This is a genomic window from Micromonospora sp. C41 (assembly GCF_018070485.1).
Lineage (GTDB): Bacteria > Actinomycetota > Actinomycetes > Mycobacteriales > Micromonosporaceae > Micromonospora > Micromonospora chalcea.
Window position 1 is genome coordinate 11,927 of the sequence record NZ_JAGPXP010000039.1, and the last position, 16,111, is coordinate 28,037.

The 16,111-nt window shown below is 73.0% G+C and carries 21 protein-coding genes; 10 read left to right on the forward strand and 11 right to left on the reverse strand.

Features of this window, described 5'->3' with window-relative positions:
- Positions 1–14 precede the first annotated feature (14 nt).
- Positions 15–776 (forward strand): GNAT family N-acetyltransferase, encoded by a 762-nt coding sequence (locus KBX43_RS28000; RefSeq protein WP_210888167.1) that lies wholly within the window; start codon positions 15–17, stop codon positions 774–776.
- Between the two features lie 15 nt (positions 777–791).
- On the opposite strand, the gene KBX43_RS28005 is transcribed toward KBX43_RS28000, so the two are convergent.
- Entirely contained in the window at positions 792–1,484 is a 693-nt protein-coding gene (locus KBX43_RS28005; RefSeq protein ID WP_374226030.1) for a hypothetical protein, read from the reverse strand.
- Between the two features lie 50 nt (positions 1,485–1,534).
- Here KBX43_RS28005 and KBX43_RS28010 point away from each other — a divergent pair, with 50 nt between their 5' ends.
- Entirely contained in the window at positions 1,535–4,672 is a 3,138-nt protein-coding gene (locus KBX43_RS28010) for a BTAD domain-containing putative transcriptional regulator (RefSeq protein ID WP_210888169.1), read from the forward strand.
- Between the two features lie 7 nt (positions 4,673–4,679).
- Here the strand turns inward: KBX43_RS28010 and KBX43_RS28015 are convergent, their stop codons facing one another.
- Together KBX43_RS28015 and KBX43_RS28020 are read right to left on the reverse strand one after the other, a co-directional pair.
- The gene (locus tag KBX43_RS28015) at positions 4,680–5,504 is read right to left on the reverse strand and encodes an ABC transporter permease (protein WP_064448199.1); all 825 of its coding nucleotides are present in this window, start codon (positions 5,502–5,504) and stop codon (positions 4,680–4,682) included.
- The gene (locus KBX43_RS28020; RefSeq protein ID WP_043331034.1) at positions 5,501–6,457 is read right to left on the reverse strand and encodes a daunorubicin resistance protein DrrA family ABC transporter ATP-binding protein; all 957 of its coding nucleotides are present in this window, start codon (positions 6,455–6,457) and stop codon (positions 5,501–5,503) included. Before KBX43_RS28020 ends, KBX43_RS28015 begins: the two co-directional genes overlap by 4 nt.
- 126 nt (positions 6,458–6,583) lie before the next feature.
- Here KBX43_RS28020 and KBX43_RS28025 point away from each other — a divergent pair, with 126 nt between their 5' ends.
- Positions 6,584–6,967, forward strand: a complete 384-nt coding sequence (locus KBX43_RS28025; RefSeq protein WP_043329122.1) for a hypothetical protein — start codon at positions 6,584–6,586, stop codon at positions 6,965–6,967.
- Between the two features lie 9 nt (positions 6,968–6,976).
- Here KBX43_RS28025 and KBX43_RS28030 read toward each other — a convergent pair whose 3' ends face one another.
- Together KBX43_RS28030 and KBX43_RS28035 are read right to left on the reverse strand one after the other, a co-directional pair.
- The gene (locus KBX43_RS28030; protein WP_166456699.1) at positions 6,977–7,498 is read right to left on the reverse strand and encodes an SRPBCC family protein; all 522 of its coding nucleotides are present in this window, start codon (positions 7,496–7,498) and stop codon (positions 6,977–6,979) included.
- A 3-nt stretch (positions 7,499–7,501) separates the two neighbouring features.
- Positions 7,502–7,810: a helix-turn-helix transcriptional regulator gene (locus tag KBX43_RS28035; RefSeq protein ID WP_104115004.1), complete on the reverse strand. Its 309-nt coding sequence runs from the start codon at positions 7,808–7,810 to the stop codon at positions 7,502–7,504.
- Between the two features lie 87 nt (positions 7,811–7,897).
- Between KBX43_RS28035 and KBX43_RS28040 the strand changes: the two genes are divergently transcribed.
- The gene (locus KBX43_RS28040) at positions 7,898–8,827 is read left to right on the forward strand and encodes an LLM class F420-dependent oxidoreductase (protein ID WP_210888172.1); all 930 of its coding nucleotides are present in this window, start codon (positions 7,898–7,900) and stop codon (positions 8,825–8,827) included.
- A gap of 303 nt (positions 8,828–9,130) precedes the next feature.
- On the opposite strand, the gene KBX43_RS28045 is transcribed toward KBX43_RS28040, so the two are convergent.
- The gene (locus KBX43_RS28045) at positions 9,131–9,538 is read right to left on the reverse strand and encodes a hypothetical protein (RefSeq protein WP_064448203.1); all 408 of its coding nucleotides are present in this window, start codon (positions 9,536–9,538) and stop codon (positions 9,131–9,133) included.
- Between the two features lie 67 nt (positions 9,539–9,605).
- On the opposite strand from KBX43_RS28045, the gene KBX43_RS28050 reads away from it, so the two are divergent.
- Positions 9,606–10,832, forward strand: a complete 1,227-nt coding sequence (locus KBX43_RS28050) for an FAD-binding protein (protein WP_282101094.1) — start codon at positions 9,606–9,608, stop codon at positions 10,830–10,832.
- A 1-nt stretch (position 10,833) separates the two neighbouring features.
- Here the strand turns inward: KBX43_RS28050 and KBX43_RS28055 are convergent, their stop codons facing one another.
- Positions 10,834–11,973, reverse strand: a complete 1,140-nt coding sequence (locus KBX43_RS28055; RefSeq protein WP_064448204.1) for a site-2 protease family protein — start codon at positions 11,971–11,973, stop codon at positions 10,834–10,836.
- 151 nt (positions 11,974–12,124) lie between these two features.
- On the opposite strand from KBX43_RS28055, the gene KBX43_RS28060 reads away from it, so the two are divergent.
- Positions 12,125–12,739, forward strand: coding sequence for a DUF6082 family protein (locus KBX43_RS28060; protein ID WP_210888179.1), 615 nt, complete (start codon positions 12,125–12,127; stop codon positions 12,737–12,739).
- Between the two features lie 31 nt (positions 12,740–12,770).
- Here the strand turns inward: KBX43_RS28060 and KBX43_RS28065 are convergent, their stop codons facing one another.
- Both KBX43_RS28065 and KBX43_RS28070 read right to left on the reverse strand, forming a co-directional pair.
- A complete protein-coding gene (locus tag KBX43_RS28065; protein ID WP_064448206.1) occupies positions 12,771–12,977 on the reverse strand; it encodes a DUF397 domain-containing protein in 207 nt (68 codons plus the stop codon).
- Positions 12,978–12,990: 13 nt separating this feature from the next.
- On the reverse strand, positions 12,991–13,827 hold the full coding sequence (locus KBX43_RS28070) for a helix-turn-helix transcriptional regulator (protein ID WP_064448207.1): 837 nt from the start codon (positions 13,825–13,827) through the stop codon (positions 12,991–12,993).
- A gap of 270 nt (positions 13,828–14,097) precedes the next feature.
- On the opposite strand from KBX43_RS28070, the gene KBX43_RS28075 reads away from it, so the two are divergent.
- The 4 genes from KBX43_RS28075 (at position 14,098) to KBX43_RS28090 (ending at position 15,420) form a co-directional block, all read left to right on the forward strand.
- Entirely contained in the window at positions 14,098–14,412 is a 315-nt protein-coding gene (locus KBX43_RS28075) for a DivIVA domain-containing protein (RefSeq protein WP_210888181.1), read from the forward strand.
- The gene (locus tag KBX43_RS28080) at positions 14,409–14,663 is read left to right on the forward strand and encodes a hypothetical protein (protein ID WP_043329135.1); all 255 of its coding nucleotides are present in this window, start codon (positions 14,409–14,411) and stop codon (positions 14,661–14,663) included. The genes KBX43_RS28075 and KBX43_RS28080 overlap by 4 nt, the downstream gene beginning before the upstream one ends.
- A 65-nt stretch (positions 14,664–14,728) precedes the next feature.
- Positions 14,729–15,013 carry a hypothetical protein gene (locus KBX43_RS28085; protein ID WP_210888185.1) on the forward strand — a complete coding sequence of 95 codons (285 nt, stop codon included), beginning with the start codon at positions 14,729–14,731 and terminating at the stop codon, positions 15,011–15,013.
- Positions 15,010–15,420: a type II toxin-antitoxin system VapC family toxin gene (locus tag KBX43_RS28090; protein ID WP_043329139.1), complete on the forward strand. Its 411-nt coding sequence runs from the start codon at positions 15,010–15,012 to the stop codon at positions 15,418–15,420. The genes KBX43_RS28085 and KBX43_RS28090 overlap by 4 nt, the downstream gene beginning before the upstream one ends.
- Before the next feature lie 13 nt (positions 15,421–15,433).
- On the opposite strand, the gene KBX43_RS28095 is transcribed toward KBX43_RS28090, so the two are convergent.
- The gene (locus KBX43_RS28095) at positions 15,434–15,853 is read right to left on the reverse strand and encodes a PIN domain nuclease (RefSeq protein WP_064448209.1); all 420 of its coding nucleotides are present in this window, start codon (positions 15,851–15,853) and stop codon (positions 15,434–15,436) included.
- Complete coding sequence (locus KBX43_RS28100) at positions 15,850–16,059, reverse strand: type II toxin-antitoxin system VapB family antitoxin (protein WP_043329142.1); 210 nt, start codon at positions 16,057–16,059, stop codon at positions 15,850–15,852. The genes KBX43_RS28095 and KBX43_RS28100 overlap by 4 nt, the downstream gene beginning before the upstream one ends.
- Positions 16,060–16,111: the final 52 nt, after the last annotated feature.

Sequence of the window (16,111 nt, forward strand, 5' to 3'; positions counted from 1 at the left end):
GTACGCTGCCGCGAATGCCGGTACTGCCGCACCTCCACTACTCGCTGCTGTTCGATGCCGACGACGTGCCGCTGGCCCGGATGCGGCTGCGGGACGACGACGGCACGCGGGTCGCGGCCGGCGTGAGGCCGCTGGCCGGGGCGCCGCTCACCCGGCTCGTCGCGCAGGTGCGGCGTGACCTCGCCGGGCATCGGCTGGAGACGCCGGACGAGGCGCTGGCGGCGGCGCTGGTGGCCGACGGGCTGAAGCTGCACCGGGCCGCCACTGACATGCGGCACGACCTGACCGACGTGCCGGAACCGGTGGCGCTGCCGGACGGCTGGTCGCTCGGCGCCCCCGGCTGGGACGACGAACTCGCCGAGGGACTGGACGCGGCGTACGGCCCGGACCACCCGGACGGCCGCTGGCAGCCCAGCGACACCGAACAGGTGCGGGCGATGTTCGACACCGGTGAGCCGGTGCCGCCCCTGGTGCCCGCCTCGGCCCGGCTGATCGACCCGGACGGCCGCAGCGCCGGGCACGTGCTGTGCGCCGGGCCGGTGCCGTGGACCGACGACGACTGCGTCTGGATCCTCAACCTCGGCGTCGCGCCCCGGGCACAGCGGCGCGGGTTCGGGCGGGCGCTGCTCGTCCACGCGCTGCGCGGCGCGCGGGAGGCGGGACTGCCGTCCGTCGGCCTGTCGGTGGTCGACGGCAACCCGGCCCGCCGCATGTACGACGCGGCCGGTTTCCGCGTCCTCACCCGGGTGCTCACGGTCCGCATCCCCGACGCGTAGCCCGCCGGGGAACCGTCAGGCGCCGGTGAGCAGGGGACGGTGCGCGGACCAGAGCCAGCGCAGGTAGTCGCGTAGCCGTTCCGGGGTGGCGATCCACCCCTGGCCGGGATAGCGGAGCAGCCGGCTGACCTCGCCGGCCACCAGGTCGTATCCGGCCGCGCCGGTCTCCGGCACCGGGGCGTCCGGTGCGACAGCCACTGGTAGCGGGACCATCGGGATCCGCAGGCCGGCGTCGTCGCAGGCCCGCAGCACGGTGAGGTAGACCCGGACCAGGTGGTACGGCGAGACGACGAGCGCGACGCTGCCGATGCCCAGCGCCCGTACCTGCTCCACGACCCAGGTGGCCTGCCGGCCGGTGCCGGTGACCGGCTCGGCCTGGAGCACGACCCCGTCGACCCGGCGCAGACCGAGTCCGCGCAGCCGGTCCAGTGTGAGCGGGCGGTACGTCCGCTCGGCCGAGTCGGTGTTCGCCACCAGCAGGTGCCGCAGCGCCGGGCCGGTCTCCCAGGCGCGGATCGCGTCGGTGAGACGCCAGTCCTCGCCCTGGCCGGTGGCCACCACCAGCGCGTCCACCCGCTCGGCGGCGCGGTGGGGGAGCGTGAGGACCATCGTGACCGCCTCCAGCACCGCCAGGAGCCGGTCGGCGGGGACGTCCGCGAACGCCTCCGGCCCCACGAGCCGTGGCAGCGGGCGGGACACACTCGTCACGCCCGCGATCTTGCCACCATCGGTTCGCCGGCGGGTGAGAGAGTGACATGGTGCGGGTGGGGATCCTCGGGCCGCTTGAGGTCCGCGACGGCGACCGGCCGCTCGACGTCGCCGGGGCGCGGCTGCGGGCGCTGCTGATCCGCCTCGCGCTGGACCCGGGCCGGCCGGTGAGCGTGCCCGCGCTGGCCGAGGCGCTCTGGGGCGACGAGCCGCCCACCGACACCGCCAACGCGGTGCAGACGCTCGTGTCGCGGCTGCGCCGGGCGGTGCCCGGGCTCGGGGTACGCAGCAGCCCGGCGGGCTACCGGCTCGACCTGGACCCGGACGACGTGGACGCCGGGCGGTTCGAGCGGCTGACCCGGCAGGGGCGGGCGGCGCTTCGCGACGGGGACCCGGCGACGGCGCGGACGACGTTGCGCGACGCGCTCGCGCTGTGGCGGGGGCCGGCGCTGGCCGAGGTCGCCGACGCGCCGTACGCGGCGGCAACGGTGGCGCGGCTGGCGGAACTGCGGCTCACCGCGCAGGAGGACCGGATCGAGGCGGAGCTGCGCGCCGGGCGGCCGGAACTGCTGGTCGCCGAGCTGGAGGAGCTGACCGCCGCGCATCCGCTGCGGGAGCGGCTGGCCGAGCTGCACCTGCGTACGCTCGCCGCCGCCGGGCGGCCCGCCGAGGCGCTCGCCGCGTACGAGCGGATCCGGCAGCGGCTCGCCGACGAGCTGGGCGTCGACCCGTCGCCGCAGTTGCGGGCCGCGCACCTGGAGCTGCTGCGCGGCGAGGCGGCCCCGCGGCAGCCGACGGCCGTGACGCGGGGCAACCTGCGGGCCGCGCTCACCACGTTCGTCGGGCGCGACGAGGACCTGCGCCGGCTCACCGGGCTGCTCGCCGGCAACCGGCTGGTCACCCTGCTCGGGCCGGGCGGAGCCGGCAAGACGCGGCTGGCGAGCGTGGCGGCGGGCCGGCTCGCCGACGGCGTACCCGGCGGGGCGTGGCTGGTCGAGCTGGCGCCGATCACCGACCCGGCGGACGTGCCACGGGCCGTGCTCGACACGCTCGGGCGGCGGGACCGGAAGCTGGAACCGGTACGCCAGCCGGCCCGCGACACGCTCGGCCGCCTGGTGGACACGATCGCCACCGACGAGACGCTGATCGTGCTGGACAACTGCGAACACGTCGTCGAGGCCGCCGCCCGGCTCGCCGAGGACCTGCTCGGCCACTGTCCGGGGCTGCGCGTGCTGGCCACCTCCCGGGAGCCGCTCGGCATCGTCGGCGAGGTGCTGGAACCCGTACCCCCGTTGCGGCTGCCACCGGCGGACGCGACGCCGGGCGACGCGCTCGCGTACCCGTCGGTGCAGTTGCTGCGCGACCGGGCCGCCGCCGTGCGGCCCGGGTTCGCGGTGACCGGCGAGAACGTGGCGGCCGTGGTGGAGATCTGCCGGCGGCTCGACGGCCTGCCGCTGGCCATCGAACTCGCGGCGGCGCGCCTGCGGACGCTGTCGCCGCGGCAGGTCGCGGCCGGTCTGGACGACCGGTTCCGGCTGCTGACCGGCGGCAGCCGCACCGCGCTGCCCCGGCACCGCACCCTGCGGGCGGTGGTGGACTGGAGCTGGGGGCTGCTCACCGACGACGAGCGGCAGCTCGCCGAACGGCTCGCGGTCTTCCCGGCGTCGGTCACCGCCGACTCGGCGGCCGGCGTCGCCGGCCCGGCCGCCGCCGCGCTGCTCGACGCGCTCGTGGACAAGTCGCTGCTCCAGGTGGTCGGCGACGGGCGGTTCCGGATGCTGGAGACCATCCGGGAGTACGGGCTGGAACGGCTCGCCGCCGCCGGGGCGTCGGCCGGGGCGCGCGCCGCGCACGCGGCGTACTTCCGGGAGCTGGTCCGGACCGCGGAGCCGCACCTGCGCACGGCCGGTCAGCTGCCGTGGCTGCGGCTGCTGGAGGCGGAACGGGAGAACATCGTCGGCGCGCTGCACTACGCCTGCGACGCCGGTGACGCCGACACCGCGCTGCGCATCGGCGCGGGGCTGGCGTTGCCGCTGGTGATCTGGGGCGACGGCGGCATCGGCGGTGACGTGCTGGCCCGCGCGCTGGCGCTGCCCGGCCCGGCCCCGGCGGAGGAGCGGGCGGTGGTGCTCGCCATCCGCATCGGTTCGGAGCTGGCAGGCGGCGAGCGGGGGCCGACGCCGGAGCAGATCGCCGAGCTGACCACGACCCTGCGGGCGGTGGAGGGGACCAAGCATCCGATCGTGGGGCTGCTCGCGCCGATGCTGTCGATCTTCGACGACGACACGGCGGCCGGGATCGCGGCGATCGACCGTGCGCGCGGGCATCCCGACCCGTGGACCGACGGCACGCTGCTGGGGGTACGCGGCAAGTTCAAGGAGAACGACGGCGACGCCGAGGGCATGCTGCGTGACCTGACCGACGCCGCCGCGGAGCTGCGCGCGGTCGGCGAGCGGATGAGCCTGTCGCACGTGCTCAGCGAGTACGCCGACGCGCTCACCAAACGCGGCGACTTCGACGCGGCGACCGCGGCGCTGGAGGAGTCGGTGCGGCTGGCCCGGGAACTCAACCCGGCCTCCGAGCCCGGCTTCCAGCTGATCTGGCTCGCCGCCATCCGGGCCCGCTCCGGCGACGTGGCCGGCGCCAAGGCCGAACTGCGCCGGTTCGTGACCGACCGGGACGGCCGGGACGGCGCGTTCGGGCTGATGATGCTCGGCAGCATCGCCCGCTCCGAGGGGTCGCTGGACGAGGCGCAGGAGTGCCTCGCCGAGGCGACGCGCCGCCAGGACGAGACGCCGTTGGCCGCCCCGCAGTTCCGTGCCCTGCTGCTGACCGAGACGGGCCATCTGGCGCTGGCCCGCGGTGACCTTCCGGGTGCGCGTCGCTGTCTCGACGATGCGACCACGCGCAGCCTCGCCGCCCGGGACATGCCGGTGGTCGCGATCGTCACGGTCGGCTGGGTCGCGTTGGCGGTGGCCGAGGGCCGGTACGAGCGGGCCGCCGAACTGCTCGGCGTCTCCGACTCGCTGCGCGGGCGGCCGGACCGCTCCAATCCCGACGCGCAGCGGCTCGCCGAGCGGCTGCGCGCCGAGCTGGGCGAGGACGGATACGCCGCCGCGTACGCCCGGGGTCACGGCCGCAGCCGGGCCGACGCCCTCGCGTTCGTGGGCGGCGACCCGGCTGGATGAGGCGCCCTCAGGCGCGGCGGCGGTAGGCGCGGACGGCGAGCGGCGCGAACACCGCGATGATCGCCACGGTCCAGAGCAGCGACCGGGTCACCGGCCCGGCCACCGGGCCGCCGATCATCAGACCCCGGGCCGCCTCCATCACGTCGGCCACCGGGTTGACCCCGACCCACCACTGCAACCAGCCGGGCAGCGTGTCCGTCGGCACCATCATGTTGGTGCCGAAGGTCAGCGGGAACAGCAGCAGGAACGCCGTGCCCTGCACCGCGCCCGGGCTGCGCATCAGCACCCCGAGCAGCACGCCGATCCAGCTGACCGCGAACGCGAACGCGATGGTCAGCAGGCAGGCGGCGAGCGCGGACAGCGGATCGGTGCCGATCCGGAAGCCGAGCGCGTAGCCGAACCCCAGCAGCACCGCGATGGAGACCACGAACCGGACCAGGTCGCCGACCACCGAGCCGACGAGCGGCGCGGACCGGGCGATCGGCAGGCTGCGGAACCTGTCGAAGACGCCCTTCTCGACGTCGGTGTTGAGGCTGACGCCGGTGGCGATGGACGCGAACAGCACGGTCTGCACCATGATCGCGGGCAGCAGGAACTGCAGGTACTCGTGCTGCGAGCCGGCGACCGCGCCGCCGAGCAGGTAGACGAAGATCAGCACGAAGACGACCGGCTGGAGCGTGACGTCGAGCAGTTGTTCCGGGGTCCGGATCGTCTTGACCAGGCTGCGGCCGGCCAGCGCGAGACTGTGCCGGACCAGCCCGAACGGACGGGCGGAGGCGCGGGGCGTGCCGGTCCGGGGCGGCGGCGTCGCCGTACGGGTCGTCGTGGTCATGCCGCCACCTCCGCCTGCTCCTCGGCGCCGTGGCCGGTCAACGTGAAGAACACCTCGTCGAGGCTGGGCAGCCGCAACGCCAGCTCGACCACTCCGATGCCGGCGTCGTCGAGCCGGCGGACCACAGCGGTGAACGGGGTGTCGTCGTCCACCGGCACGGTCAGCACGCCCGGCCGGGGCAGCTCGGGATCGGTCCCGGTGGCGGCGCGCAGGATCTCGGCGACCGCGCCGATCCGGCCCGGATCGGTCGGCCGGACCACGATCGTCTGGCTGCCGGCGATCCGCTTCAGCTCGCCCGGCGTACCGTGCGCGATCACCCGGCCGTGGTCGATCACCGAGATCTCGTCGGCGAGCGCGTCGGCCTCGTCCAGGTACTGCGTGGTCAGCAGCACCGTCGACCCGTCGTCGACGAGCGAGCGGACCACGCCCCACATCTCCTCCCGCTTCGCCGGGTCCAGCCCGGTCGTCGGCTCGTCCAGGTAGATCACCTCCGGCCGGCCGACCAGGCTCGCGGCCAGGTCCAGGCGGCGGCGCATACCCCCGGAGTACGTCTTGGCCGGGCGTCCGGCCGCGTCGGTCAGGCCGAACCAGGCGAGCAGCTCCGCCGCCCGCGCCCGCGCCTCGTGGCGGCTCAGGTCGAGCAGCCGGCCGATCAGCACCAGGTTCTGGGTGCCGGTCAGGTCCTCGTCCACCGAGGCGTACTGGCCGGTCAGCCCGATCAGCCGCCGTACCCGGGCGGCGTCGGTGACCACGTCGTAGCCGCCGACAGTCGCGCGCCCCCCGTCCGGGCGCAACAGCGTGGCGAGGATCCGTACCGCAGTGGTCTTGCCGGCGCCGTTGGGTCCCAGCACCCCCAGCACGGTCCCCCGGCGTGCGGCGAGGTCGATCCCGGCCAGCGCGGTGGTCGTACCGAACCGCTTGACCAGGCCCTCCGCTTCGAATGCGTAACTCATGACGCCGACGATGGCCAGGGCCGCTGGCACCGGGCGCACACGCCGCGCACACCGTCGTGTGCGCGGCGGCGAAATCGAGTACGCGTGCTCATTCGCCAGCCCCGCCGGCCGGGCAGGATCGAAGGCGTGACGACGAGACGTACGCTGCTCGGCGGTCTGTTCCTGGCGCTGGCCACGGCCGGCGCCTGGGTGGCCTGGCTGAGCTGGGAGTCCGGCTGGACCGTGGACCCGCAGACCGGCGACATGAGCGGGCCGTACGCGGTCTGGCAGGTCGCCGCCGCGGTGCTGACCCTGGGCGCGCTGGCCGCCGTCGCCGGCTGGTGGCTGAACATCTGGCTGGTGGCGACCGTGATGACAGTGGCGTTCACCGTTCCGTGGGCGGTGCACGCCGCCTCGACCGACGACACCGGCCTGTGGGCGGTCGGGGCGGCGCTGGTGGCGATCGGCACCACCATCGGAACGACGCTTGTCGGCGGCGCCGCCGGGTGGCTGCGCCGCCGGACCGGGTGACCGCAGTCGTCAGTCGCGGTTCAGGCGTTCGGCGTACGCGTCGCGCAGGTCCGCCCAGCCGAAGTCCTTCGCCTCCGCGCCCCGGATCGGGCCGACCGGGTCGCCGTCGAGCAGATGCGCGGCGACGTCGAGGCAGATGTGCCAGCCGGCGGCAGTCATCGGGGCGAGGTCGGGACCGCCGACCCGGTGCCGCAGCGTGAGCGTGGTGCCGTCGCCGTTGGCGGTCAGCTCCCAGCGCAGCAGGTCGTCGCCCCAGGTGTACTCCAGCAGGTGCGGCCGGTCGGCGCGCAGCACCCGGGCCGGCGCCGGGTAGCTCTGGTCGCCGTCGACGGCGCTGAGTACGGCGTCGCCGGGGCGGCCCAGGTCACGGTCGGCCAGGAACGGCGCCCACTCGGCGAGCCGATCCGGGTCGGTGAGCGCGGCCCACACGGTTTCCGGCGGGTGCCGCAGGTCGCGGACGAAGACCAGTTCGTTTTCGGGTGTCAGCCTCACCCGGGCGAGTGGGCCGGGGCGGAACGAGTCGCGGTCCATCTGTCACTCCTGACTGTCGAGATGGCGTTCCAGGGCGTCGAGATGCGTGGTCCACATCGACCGGTAGGGCTCGAGCCAGTCGTCGACTGCTCGTAGCGGCGCGGTGTCGACCCGGTAGATCCGCCGCTGCGCGGCAGTACGGCAGGTGACCAGTCCGGCGTCGCGGAGCACGCGCAGGTGCTTGGAGACGGCCGGCTGGCTCATGCCCAGCGCGTCCACCAGCTCGCCGACGCTGCTCTCGGTCCGGCGCAGCCGGTCCAGGATGCGGCGCCGGGAGGGCTCGGCCAGCACGGCGAAGGCGTCGACTGTCACGCCTTCAATATGCCTCATCGGTTATATGCCTGGCAAGGAATGACAGGTCGCGCTGCCCCGCCCCGGCCGGCTCCATATGCTCGGGGCATGGAACTGCGGATCTTCACCGAACCCCAGCAGGGCGCCACGTACGACCAGCTCCTCGCCGTGGCCCGGCGTGCGGAGGAGACCGGCTTCGCCGCGTTCTTCCGCTCCGACCACTACCTGAAGATGGGCTCGGTGAGCGGTGACCCCGGCCCGACCGACGCCTGGACCACGCTCGCCGGGCTGGCCCGCGACACCACCCGGATCCGGCTCGGCACGCTGATGACCGCCGCCACGTTCCGGCTCCCCGGCCCGCTGGCGATCACGGTGGCGCAGGTCGACCAGATGAGCGGCGGCCGGGTCGAGCTGGGCATCGGCACCGGCTGGTACGCCGAGGAACACACCGCGTACGGCATCCCGTTCCCGCCGCTGGGGGAGCGGTTCGACCGGCTGGAGGAGCAGCTCGCGGTGATCACCGGGCTCTGGTCCACCCCGGCGGGCTCCACGTTCGACTCCCCCGGCACGTACTACCCGGTCAGCGACTCGCCGGCGCTGCCCAAGCCGGTGCAGCGCCCCCGCCCGCCGATCCTGCTCGGCGGCATGGGACCGAAGCGCACGCCCCGCCTGGCCGCTCGGTACGCCGACGAGTTCAACCTGCCGTTCGTCTCGGTCGAGGACACCGTCACGCAGTTCCAGCGGGTACGCGACGCCTGCGCCGAGATCGACCGCGATCCGTCCACGATGGCCTGGTCCAACGCGCTCGTGCTGTGCTGCGGCCGCAACGAGGCCGAGGTGAAGCGGCGCGCCGAGGCGATCGGGCGCGACCCGGACGAGTTGCGCGCCAACGGCGCCGCCGGCACGCCCGCCGAGGTGGTCGAGACGCTCGGCCGGTACGCCGAGGCGGGCAGCTCCCGGGCCTACCTCCAGGTGCTGGACCTGACCGACCTGGACCACCTGGAGCTGGTAGCCGCCGAGGTGATGCCCCACATCTGACCCGGCCCTGTCCGCCGCCCGTCCCGCCTCCCGCCTCCCGCCTCCCGTCGAGATCTTGGTACGGAACGGCCCCTATAGGGGCCCTTCCGTACCAAGATCTCCAGCGGTCCCACCTTGCGGAACAACAATCTCGCGTTACGGGAGGCACTCCCGCGCCGCCCCCCACAAACCCCGCGATCTTGCGGTTGCGGCCCTTCCGGTGCCGGATTTACGGCTCTTGTCGGGGCGGCAACCGCATGATCAACGGCGGTGTGGACGCCAGAACTCCAAGATCGTCGCCGAGTCGCGTGGGCGGCGGGCGGGTCAGCTTGTTGTGGCGCGGCGGACCGTGTCGAGGCGGCCGTCGCGGTCGCTGTCCAGGTACGTCACGTCGGGTACGCCGTCGCCGTCCAGGTCGATCTGCACCACGTCGGCCACACCGTCGCCGTCCAGATCCGTGACCACCTCGACGGAACCGTCCAGGTGCCGGGTCACGATCGACCGGCCCGCCCCCTGGCGCGGCGGCGGCCCCGGGTGGGGCACCGGCGCGGGCTCGGGCTCCGGCGTGGGCCCCGGAACCGGGGCGGTCGCGGCGGGCGTCACCCCCACACCGGCGGGTCCCACACCGGCGGGCGGCATCTCCGCAGCGTCGGGGTCCACGCCGGTCGGGTCGATCTCCTCCTCCGACGGGTACACGTCGCCGCGGAGGCTCGGGTCGCGGTAGCTGCTCATCCCGCCAGGATTCCCGCCGAGTGGCCGGGGCAACCCTGTCGGCGCATGATGGCGGATGATGGCGCGCATGACGGACACGAACTGGGCCGGAAACGTCAGCTGGTCGGCGCGTACCCGATCGCGGCCGACCTCGACCGACGAACTGCGGCGGCTGGTCGCGGAGGCCGACCTGGTCCGGGCCGTCGGCACCGGCCACTCGTTCAACCGGCTCGGCGACACCACCGGCACCCAGATCGCGCTGGACGGCCTGCCGCCCGCCGTCGCGCTCGACCCCGACCGCGGCGCCGTCACCGTCGCGGCGGGCGTCCGCTACGGCGACCTGGCCACCGCGCTCCAGGCCCAGGGGTACGCGTTGGCGAACCTCGCGTCGCTGCCGCACATCTCGGTGGCCGGCTCGGTCGCCACCGCCACCCACGGCTCCGGCGCGCGGAACCGCAACCTGGCCGCCGCCGTCGCCGCGCTGGAACTCGTCACCGCCGACGGCGACCTGATCACCGTCGACCGGGCCGATCCGCGCTTCGCCGGGATGGTGGTCAACCTGGGCGCGCTGGGCGTGGTCACCCGGCTCACGCTCGACGTGGTGCCCACGTACGAGATCCGGCAGCACGTCCGTCTGGGCCTGCCCCGCGCCGCGCTGGACGAGGCGCTCGACGCCGCGTACAGCGTCAGCGTCTTCACCTCGTGGCGCTCGGAGCGCTTCGACCAGGTGTGGGTGAAGCAGTACGCCGACGAGGCCCCGCCGCCCGCCGACTGGCTGGACACGGTGGCCGCCGACTCGCCCCGGCACCCGGTGCCCGGCATGTCGCCGGAGCACTGCACCGCTCAGCTCGGCGAGCCGGGGCCGTGGCACGAGCGGCTGCCGCACTTCCGGCTCGGCTTCACCCCCAGTAGCGGCGACGAGCTGCAGTCGGAGTGGCACGTGGCCCGGGCCGACGCGACGGCGGCGCTCGCCGCGCTCGACCCGGTCGCCGACCGCATCGCCGCCGTGCTCCAGATCTGCGAGCTGCGTACGGTCGCCGCCGACGAGCTGTGGCTGAGCCCGAACTTCCGGCGCGACTCGCTGGCGCTGCACTTCACCTGGATCGGCGATCCGGTCGCTGTCGCGCCGGTGCTGGCCGAGGTGGAGGAACGGCTCGCCCCGTTCGCGCCGCGCCCGCACTGGGGCAAGCTGTTCGAGCGCGACCCCGCCGCCGCGTACCCCCGGCACGCCGACTTCGCCGCGCTGCTGCGCGAGTTCGACCCGAAGGGGAAGTTCCGCACCGCCGAGATGGACCGCTACTTCCCCCGGGACTGACTCAACGCCCGGCCGGCATCTGCTGGCGCAGGCTGCCGCGCTGCACCGCGCGGCTGATGTCGCTGGGCGAGACGATGCCGACAAGCTGGTTGTCGACCACCACGAGAGCGCGGCCGTCGGTGCACTCGTTGAGCCGGGGCAGCAGGTCGGTGAGCTGCTCGTCCGGGCGGGCGAGCACCAGCTCGTCGGCCCGGCAGGACACCTCGGCCAGCGTGGTCGACGCACGGCGGTCGGCCGCGATGCCGCGTACCCGATCGAGCGTGACCAGACCGACCGGCCTGCCGTCGACGGTCAGTGGGAGCGCGGAGTGCCGGTACGCGAAAAGGTAGTGGTCGACGAAGTCGGCCACTGTGAGGTCGCCGGACGCGGTCTGCGGCTGCGGCGTCATCACGTCGCCGACCCGGATGCCGCGCAGCGCGTCGCCCATCCGGGCGGCGCGTTCCTCCTGGCCGGCGGCGCCGAGCAGGAACCAGCCGATCAGCGCCAGCCACAACCCGCCGAACCCGGCGCCGGTGAAGAACCGCCACAGCCCCAGCCCGATCAGCACGACGCCGAGCACCCAGCCCGCGCGGGCCGCCACCACCGACGCCTTGGTTCGGTCGCCGGTGAACTTCCACACCGCCGCGCGCAGCAGCCGCCCGCCGTCCAGCGGGGCGGCCGGCAGCACGTTGAAGATCGCCAGCAGTACGTTGATGCCCGCCAGCCAGGCCAGCGCGCCGAGCAGCAGCCCGTGCCCGCCCGCGGCGGCCACCGCCACCGCGATCGCCGCGAAGAACACGCCGATGATCAGGCTGACCAGCGGCCCGACCCCGGCGATCCGCAGCTCGGCGCCCGGGTCCTTCGCCTCGCCCTTCAGCTCGGCGACACCGCCGAACAGCCAGAGCGTGATGCCCTCGACCTCGATGCCGTTGCGCTTGGCGACCACCGCGTGCGCCACCTCGTGGGCGAGCAGGCCGAGGAAGAAGACCACGGCGGCGGCCAGGCCGGCCGCGACGTAGGCGACGGGGGAGTGACCGGGGTACGAGGCGGGGAACAGGCTCGCCGACAGCGCCCACGCGATCAGCACGAAGATGACCAGGACACTCCAGTTGACGCCGACCGGTACGCCGGCGATCCGACCCAGACGGAAACTCGCCCTCATGTTTCCGTCATACCCGGCGCACCCACCCGCACACCAGAACCTGCCGCACGGCGTGCCGGTTCTGCGGTGGGTGCAGAGCCAGGAGGATCGGGGTGCCAGGTGGCGGCGCGTTCGATTGATCAACTTTGATGGGAGAACTAGCCTTGCGTAGATGAGGAGTGTTCGCGGCGTAGCCGTCTGGGCGTTGTTGGTCTTCTTGGGAGGGCTTGCGCTGCTGCTCTCCCCGCCCCTGATCGACTACGCCTTCGATCCGAGTACCGACTGGGAGCGCTTGGCGAATATCGGCCAAGCCTACGGCTCGGTCTCCATGCTTCTGTCCGCGCTGGCTCTCGTGGGTGTGGTCGCCACCACCATCAGTCAAAACAGGCAGGACCGCATCGCATTGGAATACGCGCAACGTGACCAGCACGCCTTGTTGCTCAAGATGGCCATAGATGATGCCGTGCTGATGGAGTGCTGGGGGTCGCTGACCCAGGACCCTGCCCCTGAACGGCGGAGGCAGCGGGCCTACATCAATCTGATCCTCAACTTCTGGGCCACGACCTGGCAACTGGGCGGGATGCCTGAGAGCCAGTTGCGAGGACTGCTGGCGGCTGACATCTTCGCCACCGAGATCGGCTTGAGGTTCTGGGAGCAGGCGCGGCTTACGCGGAAGGTCGTGCACGCGGGGGCGCAGCCAGCAGCGTTCGACCGGATTGTAGAGGACGAGTACCTGCGCGCCCTGGCGAAGCTACGAAGCACGGAGGCTTCGGGCGTTGGACCGTAGGGTCAGGGTGCGCAGGCGATGCCTGCCGCGTTCAGTTCCGGAACGTCTCGTGCTTGACGCCCGCGACGAAGGTCGACCAGGCTGCCGGGTCGAAGGCGAGGATAGGACCTCGCGGGTCCTTGCTGTCGCGTAGCCCGACCACGCCGGGCAGGTTGTCGGCGACCTCGACGCAGTTTCCGGAGCCGTTGCTGCGGGTGCTCTTGCGCCAGGTCACCGCCGCCTGGTTGGCCTCTTCCACCCGCGCCGTCCTCTCATAGCTCGTCGATCGCCCCCAGGATCAGGTCGTGCGACTCGCGGGCGCCGGCCGCCGTGGCGACCAGGTGCTCGAAGACGCGGCTGTACTCCCTGACCTGTTGGCCTTCGAGGTAGAGGCTACCCGCGCGGGTCTCGACGTAGACGACCCCCGGATCGGCCGGCTCGGGGAAGGTCAGCACGCTGAAGGCACTGCCCATCGACCCGTACTCGCCCGCGCCGAAGGTCAGGATCTGAATGGTGCGGCCAGGTCGGTCGGCCTCCTCGGCCAGTCGCCGCAACTGCGCCGCGAACAGCTCCGCGCCGCCGACCGGCCGCCGTAGTGCGGCTTCGTCCAGCACCACCCAGAGCTTCGGCGGAGTCTCGGTGTCCTGTCGCCGCATGCGCAACTCCACCCGCCGGTCCACCTCGTCGGTCGGGGCGTCCGGGTGCTCGGCGCGGATGATCGCGCGGGCGTAGTCGGCGGTCTGGAGTAGACCCGGAATCAGTTGTGGCTCGAACGCGCGGATCTCGGACGCCTCGGCCTCCAGCCCGACGTAGACCTCGAACCAGTCCGGCAGCACGTCGTCGTACGCCTGCCACCAGCCGCGCTTGCGGGCATCGCGGGCGACCTGGACGAGCGCGTCCACCTCGTCGCCTTCCACCCCGTACAGCTCAAGAAGTCCACGGGCGACCGGCGGCATGACGGACACCTGGGCGTTCTCGATGCGGCTGATCGCCGACTTCGAGATCCCCACCTCCTTGGCGGCCTGGTCGGCGGTCATGCCGGTCTGCTCACGGAGGCGACGGAGGGCAGCGGCCAGGCGTCGACGTCGGACGGTCGGGCTTCCAGTCATGCCGGTCAGTGTGGCGGAAGCGGACGAGCTTCGCAATGACATCATCCCGAATCGGGAGTTGCGCAAAGGGTGCGGTCCACTGCACGATGAGTGAGTGGCCGGATCGGCTGGGTCATCGGGTGTCGACCTGGGCCACGCGTTGTGCCCTGCTGACGTACTGCTGGTCGAAGGCTGCGGTGGCAGGTGCCGGGGTGGGTCCGCCGGTGCGCGGCGGGCCGGTGGGCCCGCCCTTCCACGGTTCGATCTCGACGGTGAGAGGCAGGTCCTGTCATGCGCGTCTTCCTCCGGCGTGTCCGGCGTCGTCGGCGGTCGGTCCTCGGATCGACCTGCTACCGCTCGTCCACCTACCAGCCCCTGCGTCCGTGGCAGGTCCGTGAGCGGAGCTTCCGGACGACCCAGCTGGGCCGGCGCGGGCTCGACCCGCAGGAGGTGCGGGAGTTCCTCGACCGCGTCGCCGGTGACCTGGCCGTCGTCTACGACGCGCTGGCGCAGAGCCGCCGGGAGACCGACCGGATCAAGAACGCGCTGCGTCGCTGGCAGTCGGAGCAGGCCCGGGCCCGCAACGAACGGGGGTGCGACAGGTGACCGAGCGATGGGTGATCCACCTGCCGGTCGTCGTCAACGACCTGCTCTCCGCTCAGCGGCTGGCCCGGGTGGTGGCGCACTGGTCGCACGTCCTGCCGCAGACCGAGCCCGGCGGCACCACGGTCTCGGCGGAGGACGACCAGAACGTCCGCCACTGGGTGTTCTGCGACCTGTTGCTGTCCGGCGGGCAGCGGTGTCTGCTCCGGCCCGGACACGACGGTGAGTGCTCCCGGCGGTTCCGGCCGCGATGAGCACCCGCTCGACCGGCACCGCGTGCCGCACCGAAAGCGGAGTATGCATGAGCTATGGTGAGAGTATGACGCGGCGCATCACGATCAGCCTGCCCGACGACGTGGCCGAGTACGTCGAGCGGTCGCAGGGCACGACGTCCGGCTTCATCGCCGACGTGCTCCGGCGGAAGATGCGAGCGGACGGTCTGCGTGCCCGATGGGCTGAGCACGGCTATGTGGTGACCGACGAGGACGTCGAGCGGGCTCGCCGGAGGCTGGCACAACAGCCGCCGATCACCGACGAGCAACACGATCGGAACATGGAGTGGCTACGCCAGTTCGGGGACGGTGACGGGGTGGCTGCCGCGTGAACGGGCTCGTCCTGGACACGTCCGCACTGCTCGCGTACGCCGCTGGGGACAGCGTCGAGCCGGGTGCGCTGCTGACCCTCGCGCAGGAGGATCCCGAGCAGGAGGTGTGGATCCCGGCGCTCTGCCTGGGGCAGGCGCAGCTTCAGGTAGCGGGTACTCCGGCCGCCGATCTGCTCGACCTGCTCCTCGACACGGACCGGGACATCCGGATCGCGGTATACGACGGTCCGACCAGCCGGCGGGTGGCCCGGATCGCGGCGAGCCGCAAGGTGCCGCTCGACGTGGCCCACGCGATCGCCACCGCCGTGCTCTACCGGTGCTACCTGGTCACACGGGACGTCGGGACGGTAGCGGCGGCGGCCCCGCCCGACCTCGAGGTCCTCGACATCTCCGACTCCTGGGAATGAGGACCGTAGTCGGTCAGTCGGCCTTTCCGGCCGGGACGACCCACGTCGTCGGCTGGCCGGTGATCGCGGTGATCAGGTCGAAGTCGCCGTCGTAGTGCAGAACGGTCACGCCATGCCGTTCGGCGGTGGCGGCGATCAGCAGATCGGCCATCGAAAGCGCGCGGTGGTTGCCCTTGTGCAGCGCCTGCACCTGGACGTCGATCGCACGATCCCAGATGTCGTCCGGCATGGCGAGCCAGTCGAAGCCGCGAAGCAGCCATCGAGCGCGCTGCGCGTCCTTGGCCGAGCGGGCGCTGTGCACCACCTCGATCTCGACCGCCCCGCAGACCGCCAGCAGACCGCGCTCGGACAACTCGTCCAGGACGGGTGCCACGGCGGGCTTCGGCCACCTGGCGAGCGCCGACTTGTCGAGAAGGTAGCGCTCCCGCGTCATGCCGCTTCGGGCTTCGACGCCTGCTGCGGGTCGGTGAGGTCCGGCAGGCCGCCGCTCTTGAGCCAGTCGGCGAACTCCCGGCGCTTCTCCCGGTTGACCACTTCCTGCAGCGCGGCGTTGACGGTGGCCTTCTTGGTGCCGGTACCGAGGATCTCGGCGGCCTCGGCCAGGAGGTCGTCGTCGACGTCAAGGATGGTCCGGGACACGTGCGCCTCCTCGTCCGAGCACTCGAACGAGGTGATGATATCAATTTTCGCT

Bases quoted from the DNA above. Each gene is read 5' to 3' on its own strand.
- KBX43_RS28000 (WP_210888167.1), top strand. From the start codon at position 15: ATGCCGGTACTGCCGCACCTCCACTACTCGCTGCTGTTCGATGCCGAC.
- KBX43_RS28015 (WP_064448199.1), bottom strand. From the start codon at position 5,504: ATGACCACGACGACCCGTACGGCGACGCCGCCGCCCCGGACCGGCACG.
- KBX43_RS28020 (WP_043331034.1), bottom strand. From the start codon at position 6,457: ATGAGTTACGCATTCGAAGCGGAGGGCCTGGTCAAGCGGTTCGGTACG.
- KBX43_RS28030 (WP_166456699.1), bottom strand. From the start codon at position 7,498: ATGGACCGCGACTCGTTCCGCCCCGGCCCACTCGCCCGGGTGAGGCTG.
- KBX43_RS28040 (WP_210888172.1), top strand. From the start codon at position 7,898: ATGGAACTGCGGATCTTCACCGAACCCCAGCAGGGCGCCACGTACGAC.
- KBX43_RS28045 (WP_064448203.1), bottom strand. From the start codon at position 9,538: ATGAGCAGCTACCGCGACCCGAGCCTCCGCGGCGACGTGTACCCGTCG.
- KBX43_RS28050 (WP_282101094.1), top strand. From the start codon at position 9,606: ATGACGGACACGAACTGGGCCGGAAACGTCAGCTGGTCGGCGCGTACC.
- KBX43_RS28055 (WP_064448204.1), bottom strand. From the start codon at position 11,973: ATGAGGGCGAGTTTCCGTCTGGGTCGGATCGCCGGCGTACCGGTCGGC.
- KBX43_RS28060 (WP_210888179.1), top strand. From the start codon at position 12,125: ATGAGGAGTGTTCGCGGCGTAGCCGTCTGGGCGTTGTTGGTCTTCTTG.
- KBX43_RS28070 (WP_064448207.1), bottom strand. From the start codon at position 13,827: ATGACTGGAAGCCCGACCGTCCGACGTCGACGCCTGGCCGCTGCCCTC.
- KBX43_RS28075 (WP_210888181.1), top strand. From the start codon at position 14,098: ATGCGCGTCTTCCTCCGGCGTGTCCGGCGTCGTCGGCGGTCGGTCCTC.
- KBX43_RS28085 (WP_210888185.1), top strand. From the start codon at position 14,729: ATGACGCGGCGCATCACGATCAGCCTGCCCGACGACGTGGCCGAGTAC.
- KBX43_RS28095 (WP_064448209.1), bottom strand. From the start codon at position 15,853: ATGACGCGGGAGCGCTACCTTCTCGACAAGTCGGCGCTCGCCAGGTGG.